Source organism: Thermus brevis, from assembly GCF_026427635.1.
In the GTDB taxonomy this organism is placed as follows: domain Bacteria; phylum Deinococcota; class Deinococci; order Deinococcales; family Thermaceae; genus Thermus; species Thermus antranikianii.
The window spans coordinates 606,791-624,271 of record NZ_CP102606.1; the positions used below are offsets into that span (position 1 = coordinate 606,791).

General features: G+C 64.7%; 27 protein-coding genes and 4 tRNA genes. 22 read left to right on the forward strand and 9 right to left on the reverse strand.

Translation table 11 applies throughout. From position 1 onward, the window contains the following. Positions 1-33: 33 nt before the first annotated feature. Positions 34-759, reverse strand: a complete 726-nt coding sequence (pgeF, locus tag KQ693_RS03395) for a peptidoglycan editing factor PgeF (RefSeq protein WP_219760534.1) — start codon at positions 757-759, stop codon at positions 34-36. A gap of 79 nt (positions 760-838) precedes the next feature. Between pgeF and KQ693_RS03400 the strand changes: the two genes are divergently transcribed. Next, positions 839-1,243, forward strand: coding sequence for a DUF4395 family protein (locus tag KQ693_RS03400; protein WP_219760535.1), 405 nt, complete (start codon positions 839-841; stop codon positions 1,241-1,243). On the opposite strand, the gene ribH is transcribed toward KQ693_RS03400, so the two are convergent. Further along, positions 1,230-1,703 (reverse strand): 6,7-dimethyl-8-ribityllumazine synthase, encoded by a 474-nt coding sequence (ribH, locus tag KQ693_RS03405; RefSeq protein WP_267261926.1) that lies wholly within the window; start codon positions 1,701-1,703, stop codon positions 1,230-1,232. The genes KQ693_RS03400 and ribH overlap by 14 nt on opposite strands. Positions 1,704-1,723: 20 nt before the next feature. On the opposite strand from ribH, the gene crcB reads away from it, so the two are divergent. Genes crcB through KQ693_RS03425 form a run of 4 tightly spaced genes read left to right on the forward strand, consistent with a single transcriptional unit; the run spans position 1,724 to position 3,363 of the window. Beyond that, the gene (crcB, locus tag KQ693_RS03410) at positions 1,724-2,101 is read left to right on the forward strand and encodes a fluoride efflux transporter CrcB (protein WP_038071939.1); all 378 of its coding nucleotides are present in this window, start codon (positions 1,724-1,726) and stop codon (positions 2,099-2,101) included. 4 nt (positions 2,102-2,105) lie between these two features. Next, positions 2,106-2,438 carry a DUF190 domain-containing protein gene (locus KQ693_RS03415; RefSeq protein ID WP_015716095.1) on the forward strand — a complete coding sequence of 111 codons (333 nt, stop codon included), beginning with the start codon at positions 2,106-2,108 and terminating at the stop codon, positions 2,436-2,438. A gap of 44 nt (positions 2,439-2,482) precedes the next feature. Continuing rightward, entirely contained in the window at positions 2,483-3,097 is a 615-nt protein-coding gene (locus KQ693_RS03420) for a sulfite oxidase-like oxidoreductase (protein ID WP_267261927.1), read from the forward strand. Beyond that, positions 3,094-3,363, forward strand: coding sequence for a hypothetical protein (locus tag KQ693_RS03425; RefSeq protein WP_015716097.1), 270 nt, complete (start codon positions 3,094-3,096; stop codon positions 3,361-3,363). Before KQ693_RS03420 ends, KQ693_RS03425 begins: the two co-directional genes overlap by 4 nt. Here KQ693_RS03425 and KQ693_RS03430 read toward each other — a convergent pair. The 4 genes from KQ693_RS03430 to KQ693_RS03445 are packed head-to-tail and all read right to left on the reverse strand — an operon-like array spanning position 3,339 to position 5,865. Further along, positions 3,339-4,142, reverse strand: a complete 804-nt coding sequence (locus KQ693_RS03430) for a histidinol-phosphatase HisJ family protein (RefSeq protein WP_267261928.1) — start codon at positions 4,140-4,142, stop codon at positions 3,339-3,341. The genes KQ693_RS03425 and KQ693_RS03430 overlap by 25 nt on opposite strands. Next, positions 4,132-4,749 (reverse strand): hypothetical protein, encoded by a 618-nt coding sequence (locus tag KQ693_RS03435; protein ID WP_267261929.1) that lies wholly within the window; start codon positions 4,747-4,749, stop codon positions 4,132-4,134. Before KQ693_RS03435 ends, KQ693_RS03430 begins: the two co-directional genes overlap by 11 nt. Continuing rightward, on the reverse strand, positions 4,731-5,282 hold the full coding sequence (locus KQ693_RS03440) for a DNA-3-methyladenine glycosylase family protein (protein ID WP_267261930.1): 552 nt from the start codon (positions 5,280-5,282) through the stop codon (positions 4,731-4,733). The genes KQ693_RS03435 and KQ693_RS03440 overlap by 19 nt, the downstream gene beginning before the upstream one ends. Further along, entirely contained in the window at positions 5,275-5,865 is a 591-nt protein-coding gene (locus KQ693_RS03445; RefSeq protein ID WP_267261931.1) for a nicotinamidase, read from the reverse strand. Before KQ693_RS03445 ends, KQ693_RS03440 begins: the two co-directional genes overlap by 8 nt. 53 nt (positions 5,866-5,918) lie before the next feature. Here KQ693_RS03445 and metF point away from each other — a divergent pair, with 53 nt between their 5' ends. After that, positions 5,919-6,800 (forward strand): methylenetetrahydrofolate reductase [NAD(P)H], encoded by an 882-nt coding sequence (metF, locus tag KQ693_RS03450; protein ID WP_267261932.1) that lies wholly within the window; start codon positions 5,919-5,921, stop codon positions 6,798-6,800. On the opposite strand, the gene KQ693_RS03455 is transcribed toward metF, so the two are convergent. Continuing rightward, entirely contained in the window at positions 6,797-8,092 is a 1,296-nt protein-coding gene (locus tag KQ693_RS03455; RefSeq protein ID WP_219760541.1) for an MBL fold metallo-hydrolase, read from the reverse strand. The genes metF and KQ693_RS03455 overlap by 4 nt on opposite strands. Before the next feature lie 70 nt (positions 8,093-8,162). On the opposite strand from KQ693_RS03455, the gene KQ693_RS03460 reads away from it, so the two are divergent. The 16 genes from KQ693_RS03460 (at position 8,163) to lysS (ending at position 17,046) form a co-directional block, all read left to right on the forward strand. Continuing rightward, positions 8,163-8,238 (forward strand) — tRNA-Thr (locus tag KQ693_RS03460). A gap of 9 nt (positions 8,239-8,247) precedes the next feature. Next, a tRNA-Tyr gene (locus tag KQ693_RS03465) sits at positions 8,248-8,333 on the forward strand. A 24-nt stretch (positions 8,334-8,357) separates the two neighbouring features. Then, positions 8,358-8,433, forward strand: a tRNA-Gly gene (locus KQ693_RS03470). Positions 8,434-8,436: 3 nt separating this feature from the next. After that, positions 8,437-8,512 (forward strand) — tRNA-Thr (locus KQ693_RS03475). A 67-nt stretch (positions 8,513-8,579) separates the two neighbouring features. Beyond that, positions 8,580-9,800, forward strand: coding sequence for an elongation factor Tu (tuf, locus tag KQ693_RS03480; RefSeq protein ID WP_219760594.1), 1,221 nt, complete (start codon positions 8,580-8,582; stop codon positions 9,798-9,800). Positions 9,801-9,843: 43 nt separating this feature from the next. Beyond that, entirely contained in the window at positions 9,844-10,008 is a 165-nt protein-coding gene (gene rpmG / locus KQ693_RS03485; protein ID WP_015716105.1) for a 50S ribosomal protein L33, read from the forward strand. Further along, positions 10,008-10,190: a preprotein translocase subunit SecE gene (secE, locus tag KQ693_RS03490; protein ID WP_219760374.1), complete on the forward strand. Its 183-nt coding sequence runs from the start codon at positions 10,008-10,010 to the stop codon at positions 10,188-10,190. The genes rpmG and secE overlap by 1 nt, the downstream gene beginning before the upstream one ends. Further along, positions 10,187-10,741, forward strand: a complete 555-nt coding sequence (nusG, locus tag KQ693_RS03495) for a transcription termination/antitermination protein NusG (RefSeq protein WP_038029241.1) — start codon at positions 10,187-10,189, stop codon at positions 10,739-10,741. The genes secE and nusG overlap by 4 nt, the downstream gene beginning before the upstream one ends. Before the next feature lie 44 nt (positions 10,742-10,785). Beyond that, a complete protein-coding gene (gene rplK, locus KQ693_RS03500; protein WP_015716108.1) occupies positions 10,786-11,229 on the forward strand; it encodes a 50S ribosomal protein L11 in 444 nt (147 codons plus the stop codon). Further along, positions 11,222-11,911, forward strand: coding sequence for a 50S ribosomal protein L1 (rplA, locus tag KQ693_RS03505; protein WP_267261933.1), 690 nt, complete (start codon positions 11,222-11,224; stop codon positions 11,909-11,911). The genes rplK and rplA overlap by 8 nt, the downstream gene beginning before the upstream one ends. A gap of 204 nt (positions 11,912-12,115) precedes the next feature. Further along, positions 12,116-12,637, forward strand: a complete 522-nt coding sequence (gene rplJ / locus KQ693_RS03510) for a 50S ribosomal protein L10 (RefSeq protein WP_015716110.1) — start codon at positions 12,116-12,118, stop codon at positions 12,635-12,637. Positions 12,638-12,647: 10 nt separating this feature from the next. Then, positions 12,648-13,025 carry a 50S ribosomal protein L7/L12 gene (gene rplL / locus KQ693_RS03515; protein WP_015716111.1) on the forward strand — a complete coding sequence of 126 codons (378 nt, stop codon included), beginning with the start codon at positions 12,648-12,650 and terminating at the stop codon, positions 13,023-13,025. 90 nt (positions 13,026-13,115) lie between these two features. Next, complete coding sequence (locus KQ693_RS03520) at positions 13,116-13,697, forward strand: UbiX family flavin prenyltransferase (protein WP_015716112.1); 582 nt, start codon at positions 13,116-13,118, stop codon at positions 13,695-13,697. Positions 13,698-13,810: 113 nt separating this feature from the next. Continuing rightward, positions 13,811-14,929 (forward strand): acyl-CoA dehydrogenase family protein, encoded by a 1,119-nt coding sequence (locus KQ693_RS03525; RefSeq protein WP_126213535.1) that lies wholly within the window; start codon positions 13,811-13,813, stop codon positions 14,927-14,929. 51 nt (positions 14,930-14,980) lie between these two features. Then, the gene (locus KQ693_RS03530; protein ID WP_267261934.1) at positions 14,981-15,772 is read left to right on the forward strand and encodes an isoprenyl transferase; all 792 of its coding nucleotides are present in this window, start codon (positions 14,981-14,983) and stop codon (positions 15,770-15,772) included. Between the two features lie 143 nt (positions 15,773-15,915). After that, complete coding sequence (gene lysS / locus KQ693_RS03535; protein WP_038071019.1) at positions 15,916-17,046, forward strand: homocitrate synthase; 1,131 nt, start codon at positions 15,916-15,918, stop codon at positions 17,044-17,046. 2 nt (positions 17,047-17,048) lie between these two features. On the opposite strand, the gene KQ693_RS03540 is transcribed toward lysS, so the two are convergent. Both KQ693_RS03540 and KQ693_RS03545 read right to left on the reverse strand, forming a co-directional pair. After that, complete coding sequence (locus KQ693_RS03540; RefSeq protein ID WP_267261935.1) at positions 17,049-17,255, reverse strand: type II toxin-antitoxin system HicA family toxin; 207 nt, start codon at positions 17,253-17,255, stop codon at positions 17,049-17,051. Beyond that, positions 17,245-17,466, reverse strand: coding sequence for a type II toxin-antitoxin system HicB family antitoxin (locus KQ693_RS03545; RefSeq protein ID WP_015716117.1), 222 nt, complete (start codon positions 17,464-17,466; stop codon positions 17,245-17,247). The genes KQ693_RS03540 and KQ693_RS03545 overlap by 11 nt, the downstream gene beginning before the upstream one ends. Between the last annotated feature and the right edge of the window lie 15 nt (positions 17,467-17,481).

Below are 17,481 nucleotides of genomic sequence, written 5' to 3' on the forward strand. Positions count from 1 at the left end.
GCCTTATTGTGGCATGACAGGGTGACCGAGCCCTTAACGGGGGAGCATGACGAGTCCCCACATCCGCCCCGTCTTACCCTGGTCGCGGCGGTGGGAGAAGAGGGTGGGTTCGCAGTGGGTGCATAGGCCTACCCGGTAGATCCTTTCCCGGGAAAGCCCGGCCCTTTCCGCCTGGAGGAGGAGGGCCCTTTCCAGGTCCAGAAGGTACTTGCCCGGGGCTTTAGGGTCCGGGGTAAAGGTATGGAGGCCCGCTTGGGCAAACCGCTCTGCCACCTCCTCCCCCACCTGGTAGCACCGGCCTCCGATGCCGGGGCCGATGGCCAGGTGGACCTCCTTGGGATCCAGGCCCAGGCTTTCCAGCCGCTCCAAGGCCCGGGGGAGGATCCCTCCCACCACTCCCCGCCAGCCCGCGTGGAGGGCCGCCACCGCCCCTTCGGGGTGGTAAAGCAGAAGGGGGTAGCAGTCCGCCACCCCCACCCTGAGGAGGAGGCCAGGGGTGCGGGTGAGGAGGCCATCCCCCTCCCAAACCCCGGGGCCTTCCACCAGGTGGATCTCCGTGCCGTGCACCTGTTTGAGCCCGGCCACAGGAGGATGGCCGAATCGGGAGAGGACCCGCCTTTGGTTCTCGGCCACCCGCTCGGGGTCGTCCCCGGTGGCGGCGGAGAGGTTCAGGCTCTGAAAGGGTCCTTGGGAAACCCCGCCCAGGCGGGTGGTGAAGCCATGGGGCACGGGCAGGGGGGTGGTGAGGAGGGGAACCATGCCTCTATTGTGCCCTGGGGTTCCGCAAAGCGTGCCCTTACCCCTATTCTTCACAGGCTCAGGTGTATACTATAGCCCCATGAAGACGGACCGGAACCAGCTCCGCTTCAACCAGGTTCTCCTCACCCTTCTTCTCCCCCTGGCGGCGCTTTTGGACCTACCCCTTCTGGTCTATCTCCTCTTCCTCCTCATGGTAAGCCAGCACACCCCTTGGGATCTGATGGTGGCCCTGAAGCGGGCCCTGGGCATCCCGGCCAGGTTGGTGGAGGAAGACCCCAGGCCCCACCGCTTCGCCCGCACCTTGGGGGCGGTGTTTTTGGGGCTTGCCTCCCTCTTCCTCCTTCTCGGGCTCAAGGGGGTGGGGTACGCCTTGGCCCTGTTGGTGGCCCTATTGGCCTTCGTTAACCTGGCCTTCGGCTTCTGCCTGGGTTGCTTCCTCTACCTGCACCTGCGTTACGCCCGGGCCCTTATCACCGGGAAATAGCCTCGAGAAGGCGCACCATCTCGATGGCGGTGAACACCGCCTCGGCTCCCTTGTTCCCCGCCTTACCTCCGGCCCTTTCCTGGGCTTCCTCCGGGGTGTTGGTGGTGAGGACGCCGAAGACGATGGGTTTTTCCGTCTGGAGCATGGCCTGCATGAGGCCAGAAGCAGCCTGGGCGGCCACGTACTCGAAATGGGGGGTTTCCCCCCGCACCACGGCCCCTAAGGCCACCACCGCATCCACATCGGGGCGCAGGGCCAGGCGCTTGGCCACCAGGGGTAGCTCAAAGGAACCCGGCACCCAGGCCACGAGAACCTCGGCGGGGTCCCCGCCCAGGCGGGCGTAGGCCTCGAGGGCCCCTTCCAGGAGGAGTTTGGTCACCCGTTCGTTGAAGCGGCCCACGGCGATGGCCAGGCGTACCCCTTTGGCGGTGAGGATGGGGGAGAGGGTCTTGGGCTCCATGGTCCCAATATACTTTGGGGGTGGAGCGGTATCTCCTGGTGGCCTTGGGCGGGGCCTTGGGCTCCGCCTTGCGCTACGGGCTTGGGGCCTGGGTGCAGGCCCTTACCGGGCCCAGCTTCCCCTATAGCACCCTCTTGATCAACGCTTTGGGCAGTTTCCTCATCGGCGTGGTGATCCGCCTGTCCCTGGAGGGGGCCCTGTCCGGGGAGGGGCGCCTCTTCCTGGCGGTGGGGGTGTTGGGGGGGTTCACCACCTTCTCCACCTTTAGCTACGAGACCCTGGCCCTCATCCAGGACGGCGAGGCGTGGAGGGCTTTTTTATACGTCTTTTTCAGCGTCTTCCTGGGCCTTTTCCTGGTGCTTCTGGGCTACCGCCTGGGCGGGGTCCTGGTAGCCTAGGGGTATGAAGCTGGAAGGGGAGGCCAAGCTCCTGCGCATCTTCGTGGGGGAGTCGGACCGGCATGGGGGGAGGCCCCTCTATGAAGCCATCGTCCTCGAGGCCAAGCGCCAGGGCCTGGCCGGGGCCACGGTGTTCAAGGGCTTCATGGGCTTCGGTGCCCACTCCCGCATCCACACCGCCAAGGTGCTCCAGCTCTCCGAGGACCTGCCCGTCATGATCGAGATCGTGGACACCGAGGAGAAGATCCGGGCCTTTCTGCCCGTATTGGAGGGGATGGTGAAGGAGGGGCTGGTGACCCTGGAGAAGGTGGAGGTTATCCGCTACCGAAGCCGGTGATCCAGGGCGCTTTCTTTCCCCGGGGGCTGGTCTAGCCTAAAGGTATGGAGAGGATTCCCCCGGGCCAGGTGGTCACGGAGCGGTTTCCCATCCTCACCTATGGGGAGGAGCCCAGGGTTTCCCCCGAGGAGTGGCGGTTTTCCCTCTTCGGCCTGGTGGAGGAGCCCTTTACCCTCACCTACCCGGAGCTCCTTCGCCTGCCCCAGGTGGAGGTGGTGCGGGACTTCCACTGCGTCACCCGCTGGAGCCGCCTGGATGTGGCCTGGCGGGGGGTGCGGGTGAGGGACCTTTTGCTGAGGGCCAAGCCCAAGCCCCAGGCGGTGGCCGCCTTGGTCCACAGCTACGGGGGCTACGCCACCAACCTCTTCCTGGAGGACCTCCTGCGGGAGGATGTCCTCCTCGCCCATACCCTTTTCGACAAGCCCTTGCCTTTGGAGCGGGGTGGGCCGGTGCGCCTGGTGGTGCCCCACCTCTACGCCTGGAAAAGCGCCAAGTGGGTGCGGGGCATTGAGCTTCTGGACCACTTGGAGCTGGGGTTTTGGGAAAAGCTGGGCTACCACTTCCGGGGCGACCCCTGGCGGGAGGAGCGCTTTCAGGAGGGTCCCATCCCCGCCGCGAGCCTGAGATTCCAAAGCCGGAAAGGAGGGAGGGAAGGATGACGGCTCTGGAGCAAGCCCGCCTGGATGTGGAGGAGGCCTTGCGCCGTTACTGGGAATGCGTGAAGGCGGAGGAGGAGGAGTACGCCGAGGACTACGAGCGGGTCACCTTTATGGAGTACGAGGCCCCCGCCCCCGATCCCTGCGCCGAGGCCTTTTCCCGGCTGGTGGCGGCGGTGCGGGCCTACGAGAAGGCCTCGGGGCGGCGGGATGACCTGGACCTGGGCGCACTGAGAAACCAGGTTTACGAGGCCCTGGACAGGGGGTAGGCTTGGGCCCTGCCTTCCCGGAAGTAATGGGCCTCTTGGTATCCGAGGTTGAGGAGAAGATCCCCCGCCTCCTTAAAGGCGTACCCCACCTGGGGGGGCTGGTGGGCGTCGGAGCCCAGCACCACCCCGATCCCGAGCTCCCGGGCCCGCCGTAGGAGGGCGGGGGCCGGGTAGATCTCCTGGGCCGGGTTCCGAAGCCCAGCGGTGTTCACGTCCAGGAGAAGCCCCTCCTCCGCTATGGCCCTAAGGGCGGGTTCGGCCAGCTCCACGAGGGCTTCCTCCGGAAGGCGGTGGCCGAACTTCTTGGGCAGGTCCAGGTGGCCGATGGCGTGAAAGAGGCCGCTTCTTGCCGCTTTTTCCACCTCCTGGAAGTAGGCCTGGAAAATCTCCTTCAGGTCCCGCCAGGTGTACTCCTCCTGGTGGTCGGGATGGTCCAGGGGCCAGGCCCCCAGGTAGTGGACGCTGCCGATCACGTAGTCGAAGGGGTAGCCTTTAAGCAGGGTCCGCACGAACTCCTCCGTGCCCTCGTGGAAGTCGGCCTCGAGGCCGATCCCCACGTAAAGATCCGGGTGATCCTCCCGGATTTTCTCCAGGGCCAGGAGGTAAAAGGGTAAGGCCTCGAGGCGCATGCGGCTCATGGGATCGTACCAGGAGGGCATAGGGCTGTGGTCGGTGAAAACCAAGCCCTTTAACCCCGCTTTCCGGGTGTAAAACAGGTACTCCCCCGGGGCCCCCTGGGCATGGCCGCAAAGGGGGGTGTGGACGTGGCTATCCACCATGTACCGATTCTATCCGAAGAAGGGCTCCCTCCCAGGTGTAGGCGACCACCCTTTGCCCCAGGGCCTGGGACAGGTCCAGGGAGAGGAAGGGATCCTCCAGGAGCCCTCCTTCCAGCGGAGGGAGGGTGGTCACCTCCTGCACCAGAACGGGCAGGGCTGGGGGAAAAAGGGCGGGGTAGCGTTCCAGGATGGCTTCCACCCGGAAGGCTTCAGCCCAAAGCCGCTTCAAGGCGAAAAGGGCCTCCTGTGGGTTCCGGGCCAGGTGGTAGGTTCCCTCCCCTGCCCGGCGGACGAGGAAGGGTCCCTTGCCCTCGAGGGTTCCCAGGAAGGCCTCAGCCCGCTCGGGGAGGAGGTAGCTTTCCCGCACCGCCCGCTTTGCCTCCTCCGCCGCCAGCAGCAACCTTTCCTCGTCTATGCGCACGCCGAAGACCCCCTGAAAAAGCCACGCGATGCGCTCGGCAAGGTTGTTGAGGCGGGCAAACTCCTCCCAAAGCCCCACCACCCAGGTTCCCCCCACGGGGAAACCCAGGTCCTGGGCCTGCCTCAGGAGGAGAACCTCCCCCTGGCCTTCCGCCTGGGCCAAGGGGATTAGTCCAGGGTTCGCCATAGGTACCAAGCCAGGTGGCTACGGTAGGGCCGGAAGGGCTCGCCAAAAGCAGGAAGCCCTAGGGCTTCCACATCGAAGAGCGCCTGGGCTGCCCGGCGTAGACCCAGGTCCCCCACGGGCCAGACATCGGGCCGCCTCAGGCCGAACATGAGGAACATATCCACCGTCCAGGGGCCTATGCCTCGTACCTGGAGAAGCCTCTCCTTGACCGCTTCGTCCTCCAGGGAGTCCAACCCGTCCAGAAGCCCTTCCAGGCTCCTGGCGGCCAGGTCCCGAAGAGCCTGAGCCTTGGCGTGGGAGAGCCCCGCCTGGCGGAGGAGAGCGAGGGGTACCTGGAGGATGGTTTCGGGTTGGGGTCGTATCCTGGACCAGAGCCGGGCGCTGATGGCGGTGGCTGCTTTGCCGGAAAGCAGCTGGGCCACGATGCTTTCCGCCAGCACCTTGAAGGGTTCTTCCCGAGGTGCCGCGTGGGGTAAGAAGGGGGCAGGGCCGAAGCGGCCGTAGAACTCCGCCAGGACCGGATGCTCAAACAAAGCGCACCCCTTCGGCCCGGGTCACCTTGCCCTGGTAGAGGAAGGTGATCTGGCGCAAGGCCGCCTGGAGGTCGAAGGGGGTAAGGGCGCTGGTGGCGTCCTCCGGGAGGATCACCCGGTACCAGCGAAGGGCGGCGGAGCCTGCGGTGTGGAGCACGCAGATGTTGGCCACGGTGCCCGTCACCACCACGTGCTTTACCCCCCAAAGGTGCAGGTAGTGGTCCAGGGGGGTGCCGTAGAAGGCGTCGTAGCGCACCTTCTGGATGATCAGGTCCCCCGGCTCGGGGCGGAGGTCCTCCAGGATCTCCGCCCCCCAGGTGCCCGCCACCGCATGCCGGGGCCAGATCTGGAACTCGGGGTCGTCCTCCCGGTGCCAGTCCTGGGTGTAGACCACCCTTGCCCCTGCCTGCCGCGCCCTTTCCAGAAGAAGCCGGATGGCCGGGACGCTTTTGGGGGCATCGGGCACGAAAAGGGCACCTTGAGGGTGGGCGAAGTCGTTCTGCATGTCCACCACGATCAAGGCGGTTTCCCTGGCGGGAAGCTCCAGGCCTTCCACCTTGGGGATTTCCGGAACCTCTACCATACCCTTATTTTGCCACCTTGACCAGGGGGAGGGGAGGGGCTACACTCTAGCGCATGAAAATACGGGACCTCCTTAAGGCGCGCAAAGGGCCCCTTTTCTCCTTTGAGTTCTTTCCCCCCAAGACCCCGGAGGGGGAGGAGGCCCTTTTCCGCACCATGGAGGAGCTCAAGGTTTTCCGGCCCGCCTTCGTCTCCATCACCTACGGGGCCATGGGGAGCACCCGGGAAAGGAGCGTCCTCTGGGCGAAGCGGATCCTGGGCCTAAAGCTAAACGCCCTCGCCCACCTCACCGTGGCCGGGCAAAGCCGGAAGGAGGTGGCGGAGGTCCTGGACCGCTTCGTGGAGGCGGGGGTGAAGAACATCCTGGCCCTTAGAGGCGATCCTCCCCAAGGGGAACGGGCCTTTAGACCCCATCCCGAGGGGTTCCGTTACGCTTCCGAGCTGGTGGCCCATATTCGCGCCCGCTACGGGGAGGGGCTCTCCGTGGGCGGGGCCGCCTACCCCGAGGGGCATCCGGAAAGCGAGAGCCTCGAGGCCGACCTGCGCCATTTCAAGGCCAAGGTGGAAGCGGGGCTGGACTTCGCCATCACCCAGCTTTTCTTCAACAACGCCCACTACTTCGGTTTCCTGGAAAGGGCCAGGAGGATGGGCATAGAAATCCCCATCCTCCCCGGCATCATGCCCATCACCAGCTACACCCAGCTCCGCCGCTTCACCGAGGTTTGCGGAGCCAGCATCCCCGGGCCCCTTCTTTCCAGGCTGGAAAGGTACCAGGAGGATCCCAAGGCCATCCTGGAGATCGGGGTGGAGCACGCCACCCGCCAGGTGGCGGAGCTTTTAGAGGCCGGGGTGGAGGGAGTGCACTTTTACACCCTCAACAAAAGCCCGGCCACCCGCATGGTTTTGGAGAGGCTCGGCTTTAAGCCCCAGCCTTAGACCCCCAGGGCCTCCCCGAAGGTGGCCAGGTGGGCTGCCTGGCCCCGCTGGGCAAGAAGCTGCTGAAGCTCCCCTAGCTTCTCCTCCTCCCCGTGCACCAGGGCTACCCGGGGTTGCCCTTCCAGCCAGTCCAGAAGCTCGTCCTGCCCCGCATGCCCCGAGAAGCCGCCCAGGGTGTGGACGCTGGCCTTTAAGGGCACCTCCTGCCCCAGGAGGTGGATGCGCTCGGGCCTTTGGATGATCTCGGCTCCTAGGCCCCCTCGAGGCTGGTAGCCCACGAAGACCAGAGTGTTCTTAGGATCGGAAAGGCCGTGCTTCAGGTGGTGGAGGATCCGCCCCCCGGTGAGCATGCCGCTTCCCGCGATGATCACCATGGGGCCGGGCTCGCGGTTTAAGGCCTTGGATTCCTCCACGCTTTCCACCACCCGAAGCCCCCGGGGGCGGAAGGGGTTCTTCCCCGTCAGGAAGTAGGCCTGCACCTCCTCGCTGAAGTAGCGCACCAGCCGGGGATAGAGGTCAAGGACCCGCTCGGCCATGGGGGAGTCCAGGTAGACGGGGGCCTCGGGCAGGCGGTGGCCGTTTTCGTAGAGGAGGAAGAGGATTTCCTGGGCGCGCTCCACGGCAAAGGAGGGGATGAAGACCTTGCCGCTTTGGCCCAGGGTTCGTTCTAGGATCTCCAAAAACTCCTGCACCGTGGCGGCGAAGGAGCGGTGGGGCCGGTCCCCATAGGTGCCCTCGCAGAGGATCAGATCCGCCCTGGGAGGCAGGGAGGGGTCGGGGAGGACGGTCTTTTGCCTGTTGCCCAGGTCCCCGCTATAGACCAGGGTCTTCCCCTCCCCCTGGACCACCACGAAGGCGCTTCCCGGAAGGTGCCCCGCCTGGCCGAAGGTGAGGGTAAGGTCCCCTAGCCTGAGCCATTCCCCGTACTCCAGGAGGCGGACGTGGCGGAGGGCTTCCTCCACATCCTCCTCGTCGAAAAAGGGGGTTTCCATGACCTTTAGGGCGTCCTGGAGGATGATCTGCATCAACAAGAAGGTGGCCTGGGTGGCGTAGACCGGCCCCCTATACCCCTCCCGGAAAAGCTTGGGCAGACGGCCCACGTGGTCCAGGTGGGCGTGGGTGAGGACCACGGCGTCCACCGCCTGGGGGTCAAAGCCAAAGGGAGCGTGGTTCTTCTCTTCCTCGCGCCCCTGGAACATGCCGCAGTCCAGGAGGACCCGCCTGCCCTCGGCCAAGAGGAGGTGGCAGCTTCCCGTGACCTCCCGAGCGGCGCCAAAAGGTACGATGCGCATGCCTTTATCTTGACACTCACCTGTGGGTGTGCTAGCCTATTCCCTCGGACAGGGTCCTATCCCCCGTCCTGCCACCCTAGCTCAACAGGCAGAGCACCCGACTTGTAATCGGGGGGTTGGGGGTTCAACTCCCCTGGGTGGCTCCAAGCGGGCGTGGGCAGGTGCCCGAGCGGCCAAAGGGGACGGTCTGTAAAACCGTTGGCGTACGCCTTCGCTGGTTCGAATCCAGCCCTGCCCACCAAAGGTGTGCCCAGCACACCCTCATGCGGGAGTAGCTCAGTTGGTAGAGCATCGGCTTCCCAAGCCGAGGGTCGCGGGTTCGAGTCCCGTCTCCCGCTCCACGAGCTCGCGTAGCTCAGCAGGTAGAGCACACCCTTGGTAAGGGTGAGGTCGCCGGTTCGAGCCCGGCCGCGAGCTCCATCTTTTTGTCTGCCCTGGGCTTAAGGCCCCCAGGGCGGCTTTTGCGTGCAAGAAAGAAGGAGGAACCATGGCCAAGGGCGAGTTTATCCGTACGAAGCCTCACGTGAACGTGGGGACGATTGGGCACGTGGACCACGGGAAGACGACGCTGACGGCGGCTTTGACGTTTGTGGCGGCGGCGGAGAACCCGAACGTGGAGGTGAAGGACTACGGGGAGATTGACAAGGCGCCGGAGGAGCGTGCGCGGGGGATTACCATCAACACGGCGCATGTGGAATACGAGACGGCGAAGCGGCACTATTCGCACGTGGACTGTCCTGGGCACGCGGACTACATCAAGAACATGATCACGGGTGCGGCACAGATGGACGGGGCGATTCTGGTGGTGTCGGCGGCGGACGGACCGATGCCGCAGACGCGGGAGCACATTTTGCTGGCTCGCCAGGTGGGTGTGCCGTACATCGTGGTGTTCATGAACAAGGTGGACATGGTGGACGACCCGGAACTTTTGGACCTGGTGGAGATGGAGGTGCGGGACCTCCTGAACCAGTACGAATTTCCTGGGGACGAGGTTCCGGTGATCCGTGGGAGCGCGCTGCTGGCGCTGGAGCAGATGCACAGGAACCCCCAGACGAGGCGTGGGGAGAACGAGTGGGTGGATAAGATTTGGGAGCTGTTGGACGCGATTGACGAGTACATTCCCACGCCGGTGCGGGACGTGGACAAGCCGTTCTTGATGCCGGTGGAGGACGTGTTTACGATCACGGGTCGTGGGACGGTGGCCACGGGTCGTATTGAGCGGGGGAAGGTGAAGGTTGGGGACGAGGTGGAGATTGTGGGTTTGGCTCCTGAGACGCGGAAGACGGTGGTGACGGGTGTGGAGATGCACCGTAAGACGCTGCAGGAGGGGATTGCTGGGGACAATGTGGGTTTGTTGCTCCGGGGTGTAAGCCGGGAGGAAGTGGAGCGGGGCCAGGTGCTGGCGAAGCCCGGGAGCATCACGCCGCACACGAAGTTTGAGGCCTCGGTGTACATCTTGAAGAAGGAGGAGGGTGGGCGGCACACGGGGTTTTTTTCTGGGTACCGTCCGCAGTTTTACTTTCGTACGACGGATGTGACGGGGGTGGTGGAGTTGCCCTCTGGGGTGGAGATGGTGATGCCGGGGGACAACGTGACGTTTACGGTGGAGCTGATCAAGCCGGTGGCGCTGGAGGAGGGATTGCGGTTTGCCATTCGTGAGGGTGGGCGGACCGTGGGCGCCGGCGTGGTCACCAAGATCCTGGAGTAAGCTTGGGGGCGGCTAGCCGCCCCTCGGGGAAAGGAGGTGAACCATGGCCAGCGAAGTCCGCATCAAAATCCTCCTGGAGTGCACCGAGTGTAAGCGCCGCAACTACGCCACCGAGAAGAACAAGCGCAACACCACCACCAAGCTGGAGCTGAAGAAGTACTGCCCCTGGTGCGATAAGCACACGGTACACAAGGAAGTGAAGGTCTGATGTTTACCCGGATTGTTCGCTACTTCCAGGAAGCCCGGGCCGAGCTTGCCCGGGTTACCTGGCCCACGCGGGAGCAGATCGTGGAGGGTACCCAGGCCATCCTGGTCTTCACCGTGGTGGCCATGGTGGTCTTGGGGTTCTACGATCTCGTCTTCCGGTTCCTGATAGGGCTTGTGCGATGAGCATTGAATGGTACGCGGTCCACACCTACGTGGGGCAGGAGGAGAAGGCCAAGGCCAACCTGGAGAAGCGGGTTAAGGCCTTCGGCATGGAGGACAAGATCTTCCAGGTGCTCATCCCCACGGAGGAGGTGGTGGAACTCCGCGAGGGGGGCAAGAAGGAGGTCGTCAAGAAGAAGCTCTTCCCCGGATACCTTTTTGTGCAGATGGACTTGGGGGACGAGGAGGAGCCCAACGAGGCCTGGGAGGTGGTACGGGGTACCCCGGGCATCACCGGCTTCGTGGGGGCAGGGCATAAGCCGGTACCCCTTTCCCCGGATGAGGTGCGGCACATCCTGGAGGTGTCGGGGCTTTTGGGCAAGAAGGAGGCCCCCAAGGCCCAGGTGGCCTTCCGGGAAGGGGATCAGGTCCGGGTGGTTTCCGGCCCCTTTGCCGACTTTACCGGCACCGTGACCGAGATCAACCCGGAAAAGGGCAAGGTCAAGGTCATGGTCACCATCTTCGGGCGCGAGACCCCGGTGGAGCTGGACTTCTCCCAGGTGGTCAAGGCTTAGGAGGCGTTTGCACCCCCAACTTGGGGGGAGCCTAGGAGGGAAAAATGAAGAAAGTCGTTGCTGTGGTGAAGCTTCAGCTGCCGGCTGGCAAGGCCACGCCGGCACCCCCGGTGGGCCCGGCTCTGGGCCAACACGGGGCCAACATCATGGAGTTCGTCAAGGCCTTCAATGCGGCCACCGCCAACATGGGGGACGCCATCGTCCCCGTGGAGATCACCATCTACGCCGACCGCTCCTTCACCTTCATCACCAAGACCCCGCCCGCCAGCTACCTGATCCGCAAGGCGGCGGGGCTGGAGAAGGGGGCTCATAAGCCCGGCCGGGAGAAGGTGGGCCGCATCACCTGGCAGCAGGTTCTGGAGATCGCCAAGCAGAAGATGCCCGACATGAACACCACCGACCTCGAGGCCGCCGCCCGCATGATCGCAGGGTCGGCCCGCTCCATGGGGGTGGAGGTGGTGGGCGCCCCGGAGGTGAAGGATGCCTAAGCACGGCAAGCGCTACCGGGCCCTGTTGGAAAAGGTGGACCCCACCCGGATCTACACCATCGACGAGGCCGCCCGGCTGGTGAAGGAGCTGGCCACGGCCAAGTTTGACGAGACCGTGGAGGTCCACGCCAAGCTGGGCATCGATCCCCGCAAGTCCGACCAGAACGTGCGCGGCACGGTTTCCCTTCCCCACGGCCTGGGCAAGCAGGTGCGGGTTCTGGCCATCGCCAAGGGGGAGAAGATCAAGGAGGCCGAGGAGGCCGGGGCCGACTACGTGGGCGGGGAGGAGATCATCCAGAAGATCCTGGATGGCTGGATGGACTTCGATGCGGTGGTGGCCACCCCCGATGTGATGGGGGCCGTGGGCTCCAAGCTGGGCCGGATTCTGGGCCCGAGGGGGCTTCTGCCCAACCCCAAGGCGGGCACCGTGGGCTTCAACATCGGGGAGATCATCAAGGAGATCAAGGCGGGCCGCATCGAGTTCCGGAACGACAAGACCGGGGCCATCCACGCCCCCGTGGGCAAGGTGAGCTTCCCCCCGGAGAAGATTGCCGAGAACATCCGGGCCTTCATCCGGGCCCTCGAGGCCAGCAAGCCCGAGGCGGCCAAGGGCACCTTCCTGCGCTCGGTCTACGTGACCAGCACCATGGGGCCCAGCATCCGCATCAACCCGCATTCCTGAGAGCAGCCTTCTTAGGGCCTGGCTTGACGCCAGGCCCCCTGCCTTTTAAACTCCTCTATGGCACCCCGGGCGCTACGGCGCCCAGGCCAAAGACAGCGGGGGGCTTCAGGCCTTAAACATCCCGCCGAGGCGCTTGCAGGGGGAGCGTTTCGCAGAAATCCCGAAAAGTCGGCTGGGGTTCCCCTGCCCCAAAGGGAGGAAGGCGTGCCCAATAAGCGTAACGTTGAGCTTCTTGCCGCCCTCAAGGAGAACCTTGAGCGGGCCCATGGCTCCTTCTTCCTGGTGAACTACCAGGGGCTTTCCGCCAAGGAAACCCATGCCCTGCGTCAGGCCCTGAAGGAGAAGGGGGCCAGGCTCTTCGTGGCCAAGAACACCCTGATCCGCATCGCCCTTAAAGAGCTGGGCCTGCCCGAGCTGGATGGCCTTCAGGGGCCCAGCGCCGTGGTCTTTTACCAGGACCCGGTGGCGGCGGCCAAGGCCCTTTCGGAGTTCGCCAAGAAGAACCCCAAGGGCATCCCTGAGGCCAAGGGCGGGCTTTTGCAGGGCCAGGTGCTTTCGGCCAAGGACGTGGTGGCCCTGGCGGAGCTTCCCACCATGGACGAACTCAGGGCAGAGCTTTTGGGCGTCTTGCAGGCGCCCATGGCGGAGCTGGTGGGGGTCCTGGGCGGCGTGGCCCGCGAGCTGGTAGGCATCCTGGAGGCGTACGCGGAGAAGAAGGCGGCATAGGAGGTGGAAGATGGCTTTGGACATCGAACGCATTAAGGAAGAGCTTTCTCAGGCTACGGTTTTGGAACTCAAGCAGCTCATCGACGTGCTCAAGGAGACCTGGGGCGTGACGGCGGCGGCCCCGGTGGCGGTGGCGGCGGCTCCTGCTGCGGCCCAGGCCGCGGCTCCCGTGGAGGAGAAGACGGAGTTTGACGTGATCCTCAAGGACGCCGGGGCCAAGAAGCTGGAGGTCATCAAGGAGCTTCGCGCCATCACCGGCCTGGGCCTCAAGGAGGCCAAGGACCTGGCCGAGAAGGGGGGCCCCATCAAGGAGGGCATCCCCAAGGCCGAGGCCGAGGAGATCAAGAAGAAGCTCGAGGCCGTGGGCGCGGTGGTGGAGCTCAAGTAACCCTCCGCTTCCACGGGGTGCCCCCCAGGCCCAAAGGGCCTGGGGTTTTTGCATGGGAAACCACGGGAAGCCTTCGGAATAGGGGATAGCATGGAAGCCATGGCGGAACTTCCCCGGGTGGTGGTGGGCTTGACGGGGGCGAGCGGCATGCCCTACGCCCTGGACCTTTTGGAAAGCCTGCAGGGCCTTGCCGAGGTGCACCTGGTCTTAAGCCAGGGGGCCAAGCGGGTCTTGTGGGAGGAGATGGGCCTGAGCCCGAAGGACCTCTACCCCTTGGCCAGCCGGGTGTACAAGGACGGCGACCTCGGTGCCCCCATCGCCTCGGGTTCCTTCCGTACCCAGGGCATGGTGGTGGTGCCCTGTTCCGCCACCACCCTTAGCAAGATCGCCCTGGGCCTGGCGGATACCCTCCTCACCCGGGCGGCCTACGTGCACCTGAAGGAACGGCGCCCCCTGATCCTGGTGCCCCGGGAGGCTCCCCTGCCCCTCCCCACCCTTAGGGCCATGGTGCAGGCGACGGAGGCCGGAGCCTTGATCCTCCCGGCGAGCCCTGGCTTCTACCACCGGCCCAAGGAGATCCGGGACCTTTTGGGCTTCATCACCCAGCGCATCCTGGACCACCTGGGCTTGAGCGCCGAGCGGGCTCCCCGCTGGGGTGAGCCCCCCTCCTGACAGTCGAAAAGGGCTTTGCGCCTGGGTGAGGGGTGATGGCCCATCCTTGCCCGCCCATAGCCTCCCACATACATGACGTTTTTTTGCCCAAGTGCGGTGATACGATATCCCTGATGACCCTCACTTCCGAGCAGAAACTGGCGCTGGACACGGTACGGCAGGTGGCCAAGGAGGTTCTTTACCCCCTGGCCCCGGAGTACGACCGCACGGGGGAATACCCCTGGCCCCAGCTGAAGGCTTTGGCGGAGCTGGGCTTTTTGGGCATGACCACCCCGGAGGAATGGGGAGGAGTGGGCCTGGATTCCGTGACCTGGGCCCTGGCCCTCGAGGAGATCGCCGCCGCCGATCCCAGCGTGGCCGTGGTCCTTTCGGTGACCAGCGGCCTTCCCCAGTACATGCTGCTTCGCTTCGGCACCGAGGCGCAAAAAAGAAAGTACCTGGTGCCCCTGGCCCGGGGGGAGTGGATCGGGGCCTTCTGCCTCACCGAGCCCCAGGCGGGTTCCGATGCCGCCAGCATCCGCACGGAGGCCAGAAGGGTGCCCGGGGGTTTCGTGCTGAACGGCCTGAAAAGCTGGATCACCTCCGCAGGCCAGGCCCACCTCTACGTGGTCATGGCCAGGGGTGAGAAGGGCATCAGCGCCTTCCTGGTGGAGAAGGATACCCCTGGCCTTTCCTTTGGCCCCCCGGAGGCGAAGATGGGCCTCCACGCCGCCCACACCGCCGAGGTTCGCCTCGAGGGGGTCTTCGTGCCCGAGGAAAACCTTCTGGGCGAGGAGGGAAGGGGCTTGGCCTACGCTCTGGCGGGTCTGGATTCGGGCAGGGTCGGGGTGGCGGCCCAGGCGGTGGGCATCGCCCGAGGGGCCTTTGAGATCGCCAAGGCCTATGCCGATGAGAGGGAGCAGTTCGGCAGGAAGCTCCGGGAACACCAGGCCATCGCCTTCAAGATCGCTGACATGCACGTGAAAATCGCCGCCGCCCGGGCCTTGGTGCTGGAGGCCGCCAGGAAAAAGGATTCCGGGGAGCGGTTCACCCTCGAGGCCAGCACCGCCAAGCTCTTCGCCAGCAGCGTGGCGGTGGAGGTGACCCGGGAGGCGGTGCAGGTCCTGGGGGGCTACGGCTACCACCGGGACTACCGGGTGGAGCGCTACTACCGCGACGCCAAGGTGACGGAGATCTACGAGGGCACCTCGGAGATCCAGCGCCACATCATCGCCCGGGAGCTTTACCGGTAGTTGGCCTAGGGCCTTCCCTTTCTCATCCACCCGCCTTAGGGTGGAAAGGGTATGGTCCGCCGCCTCCTTTCCCTCACCCGGCCCCTCTACTGGCTTTACGAAAAGCGCCTCCTTAAGGAGGTGAAAGGAGGCCCGGTTCCCAAGCACCTGGGCCTCATCCTGGATGGGAACCGCCGCTACGCCAGAGCCTTGGGGTTATCCCCCGTGAAGGGGCACGAGTTCGGGGTCCAGAAGGCCTACGAGGTCCTGGAATGGTGCCTGGAGATGGGCATAAAAACCGTGACGGTCTGGGTCTTCTCCACGGACAACTTCAAGCGCCCCCCCGAGGAGGTGGAGGAGCTCATGCGCCTTTTCGTGCGGGAGGCGGAAAGGATGGCGGAGGACCACCGCATCCTGGAGCACCAGGTGAGGGTGCGCTTCATCGGGCGGCGGGAGGGATTCTCCGAGGAGGTGCTAAGGGCGCTGGAGCGCCTCGAGGCCAAGACCCAGCACCACCAGGGCATGGTGCTGAACATCGCCTTGGGTTACGGGGGGCGGGAGGAGATCGTGGACGCGGTGAAAAGGCTTCTTCTGGAGGCTTGGGAAAGGGGCCTTTCCCCCAAGGAGGTTGCGGAGGGGCTTACCCCTGAGGACATCGCCCGCCACCTCTACACCGCAGGCCTTCCCGACCCCGACTTCATCATCCGCACCTCGGGGGAGATCCGGCTTTCCGGCTTCCTCCTTTGGCAGTCGGCCTACTCGGAGTTCTACTTCGCCGACGTGCTCTGGCCGGAGTTCCGGAAGATCGACTTCTTGAGGGCTCTGAGGAGCTACCAGGCCCGCGAAAGGCGGTTTGGGCGTTGACAAAAAGGAGGGTTTCGTATACCCTTACAGGCAAGATGCTGGCCCTTGAGAAAAAACTCGGCCGCCGGGGGGTAGGGTAGCCCCAGAGGGTTCCTTATCCCCCGGCCCGAGTTCGGGCCGGTTTTCTTTTTGGGGAGGAGCGCATGCGGGAATGGAAGATTATCGATTCCACCTTAAGGGAAGGGGAGCAGTTTGAAAGGGCCAACTTTTCCACCCAGGACAAGATCGAGATCGCCAAGGCCCTGGACGAGTTCGGCGTGGAGTACATCGAGGTCACTACCCCCATGGCCTCCCCCCAGTCCCGCAAGGATGCGGAGGTCCTGGCTTCCTTGGGCCTGAGGGCCAAGGTGGTGACCCACATCCAGACCCGGCTGGATGCGGCCAAGGTGGCGGTGGAAACCGGGGTGCAGGGCATAGACCTCCTTTTCGGTACCAGCAAGTACCTCAGGGCCGCCCACGGGCGGGATATCCCCCGGATCATCGAGGAGGCTAAGGAGGTCATTGGCTACATTCGCGAGAAGGCTCCCCACGTGGAGGTGCGCTTCTCCGCCGAGGACACTTTCCGCTCCGATGAGCACGACCTTTTGGAGATCTATCAGGCCATCGCCCCCTATGTGGACCGGGTGGGTCTGGCGGATACCGTGGGCATCGCCACCCCCAGGCAGGTCTTCGCCCTGGTGCGGGAGGTCAGGCGGGTGGTGGGCCCCCACGTGGACATAGAGTTCCACGGGCACAACGACACGGGCTGCGCCATCGCCAATGCCTTTGAGGCCATAGAGGCGGGAGCCACCCATGTGGACACCACCATCCTGGGCATCGGGGAGCGGAACGGGATCACCCCTTTAGGGGGTTTTCTGGCCCGCATGTACACCCTGCAACCCGAGTACGTGCGCCGGAAGTACAAGCTGGAGATGCTTCCCGAGCTGGACCGCATGGTGGCCCGGATGGTGGGGATAGAGATTCCCTTCAACAACTACATCACCGGGGAAACCGCCTTCAGCCACAAGGCGGGGATGCACCTCAAGGCCATCTACATCAACCCCGAGTCCTACGAGCCCTATCCGCCGGAGGTCTTTGGGGTGAAGCGCAAGCTCATCATCGCCTCCAAGCTCACAGGCCGGCATGCCATCAAGGCGCGGGCGGAGGAGCTTGGCCTTCATTACGGAGAGGAGGAGCTGGCCCGCATCACCCAGCACATCAAGGCCCTGGCGGATAAGGGTCAGCTGACCCTCGAGGAGCTGGACCGCATCCTGAGGGAGTGGATCACGGCATGAGGCTAAAGGTTTTGGAACTCCTCCTCGGTGAGGCCAATCTGTTTCAGGATTTTTTTGAAGGTGCCCTTGGGAAGCTCTCCGCTGTGGAAGGGTATCACGGCTATCCGGCCATCGGGGTGGGCGTAAAGCCGATGCCCCCCTTTGGCCATGCGCTCCACAAACCCCAGGCGCTGAAGCTTTCTGGCCACTTCCTCGGGTCTAGGCGGCATCTATCCCCACCTGCACCGTGCGGACGTCTGGGGGAAGAGGGCGGCCTGTTTCCTTCAGGTAGGCCAGTACCAGCTCCAAGGCTTCTTTGGCGTGGGCCAAGGCTTCCTCGGGGGTCCGGCCAAAGGAATGGGCTTCAGGGATGGCGGGGAACTCGGCGATCCAGGTGCCCGGGGTTTCAGGGTCTTCGTAGACGAGGGCAGTGTAGGTCATACCCTCAGTATAGGA

Excerpts from the sequence above, each read along its gene's own strand:
- rplA (WP_267261933.1), top strand. The coding sequence starts at position 11,222 with ATGCCTAAGCACGGCAAGCGCTACCGGGCCCTGTTGGAAAAGGTGGAC.
- ribH (WP_267261926.1), bottom strand. The coding sequence starts at position 1,703 with ATGGAGCCCAAGACCCTCTCCCCCATCCTCACCGCCAAAGGGGTACGC.
- KQ693_RS03540 (WP_267261935.1), bottom strand. The coding sequence starts at position 17,255 with ATGCCGCCTAGACCCGAGGAAGTGGCCAGAAAGCTTCAGCGCCTGGGG.
- KQ693_RS03445 (WP_267261931.1), bottom strand. The coding sequence starts at position 5,865 with ATGGTAGAGGTTCCGGAAATCCCCAAGGTGGAAGGCCTGGAGCTTCCC.
- KQ693_RS03400 (WP_219760535.1), top strand. The coding sequence starts at position 839 with ATGAAGACGGACCGGAACCAGCTCCGCTTCAACCAGGTTCTCCTCACC.
- nusG (WP_038029241.1), top strand. The coding sequence starts at position 10,187 with ATGAGCATTGAATGGTACGCGGTCCACACCTACGTGGGGCAGGAGGAG.
- KQ693_RS03545 (WP_015716117.1), bottom strand. The coding sequence starts at position 17,466 with ATGACCTACACTGCCCTCGTCTACGAAGACCCTGAAACCCCGGGCACC.
- KQ693_RS03435 (WP_267261929.1), bottom strand. The coding sequence starts at position 4,749 with ATGGCGAACCCTGGACTAATCCCCTTGGCCCAGGCGGAAGGCCAGGGG.
- lysS (WP_038071019.1), top strand. The coding sequence starts at position 15,916 with ATGCGGGAATGGAAGATTATCGATTCCACCTTAAGGGAAGGGGAGCAG.
- pgeF (WP_219760534.1), bottom strand. The coding sequence starts at position 759 with ATGGTTCCCCTCCTCACCACCCCCCTGCCCGTGCCCCATGGCTTCACC.
- KQ693_RS03420 (WP_267261927.1), top strand. The coding sequence starts at position 2,483 with ATGGAGAGGATTCCCCCGGGCCAGGTGGTCACGGAGCGGTTTCCCATC.
- KQ693_RS03455 (WP_219760541.1), bottom strand. The coding sequence starts at position 8,092 with ATGCGCATCGTACCTTTTGGCGCCGCTCGGGAGGTCACGGGAAGCTGC.
- KQ693_RS03430 (WP_267261928.1), bottom strand. The coding sequence starts at position 4,142 with ATGGTGGATAGCCACGTCCACACCCCCCTTTGCGGCCATGCCCAGGGG.
- metF (WP_267261932.1), top strand. The coding sequence starts at position 5,919 with ATGAAAATACGGGACCTCCTTAAGGCGCGCAAAGGGCCCCTTTTCTCC.
- KQ693_RS03530 (WP_267261934.1), top strand. The coding sequence starts at position 14,981 with ATGGTCCGCCGCCTCCTTTCCCTCACCCGGCCCCTCTACTGGCTTTAC.
- KQ693_RS03415 (WP_015716095.1), top strand. The coding sequence starts at position 2,106 with ATGAAGCTGGAAGGGGAGGCCAAGCTCCTGCGCATCTTCGTGGGGGAG.
- KQ693_RS03425 (WP_015716097.1), top strand. The coding sequence starts at position 3,094 with ATGACGGCTCTGGAGCAAGCCCGCCTGGATGTGGAGGAGGCCTTGCGC.
- rplK (WP_015716108.1), top strand. The coding sequence starts at position 10,786 with ATGAAGAAAGTCGTTGCTGTGGTGAAGCTTCAGCTGCCGGCTGGCAAG.
- tuf (WP_219760594.1), top strand. The coding sequence starts at position 8,580 with ATGGCCAAGGGCGAGTTTATCCGTACGAAGCCTCACGTGAACGTGGGG.
- rpmG (WP_015716105.1), top strand. The coding sequence starts at position 9,844 with ATGGCCAGCGAAGTCCGCATCAAAATCCTCCTGGAGTGCACCGAGTGT.
- KQ693_RS03520 (WP_015716112.1), top strand. The coding sequence starts at position 13,116 with ATGGAAGCCATGGCGGAACTTCCCCGGGTGGTGGTGGGCTTGACGGGG.
- KQ693_RS03525 (WP_126213535.1), top strand. The coding sequence starts at position 13,811 with ATGACCCTCACTTCCGAGCAGAAACTGGCGCTGGACACGGTACGGCAG.
- secE (WP_219760374.1), top strand. The coding sequence starts at position 10,008 with ATGTTTACCCGGATTGTTCGCTACTTCCAGGAAGCCCGGGCCGAGCTT.
- rplL (WP_015716111.1), top strand. The coding sequence starts at position 12,648 with ATGGCTTTGGACATCGAACGCATTAAGGAAGAGCTTTCTCAGGCTACG.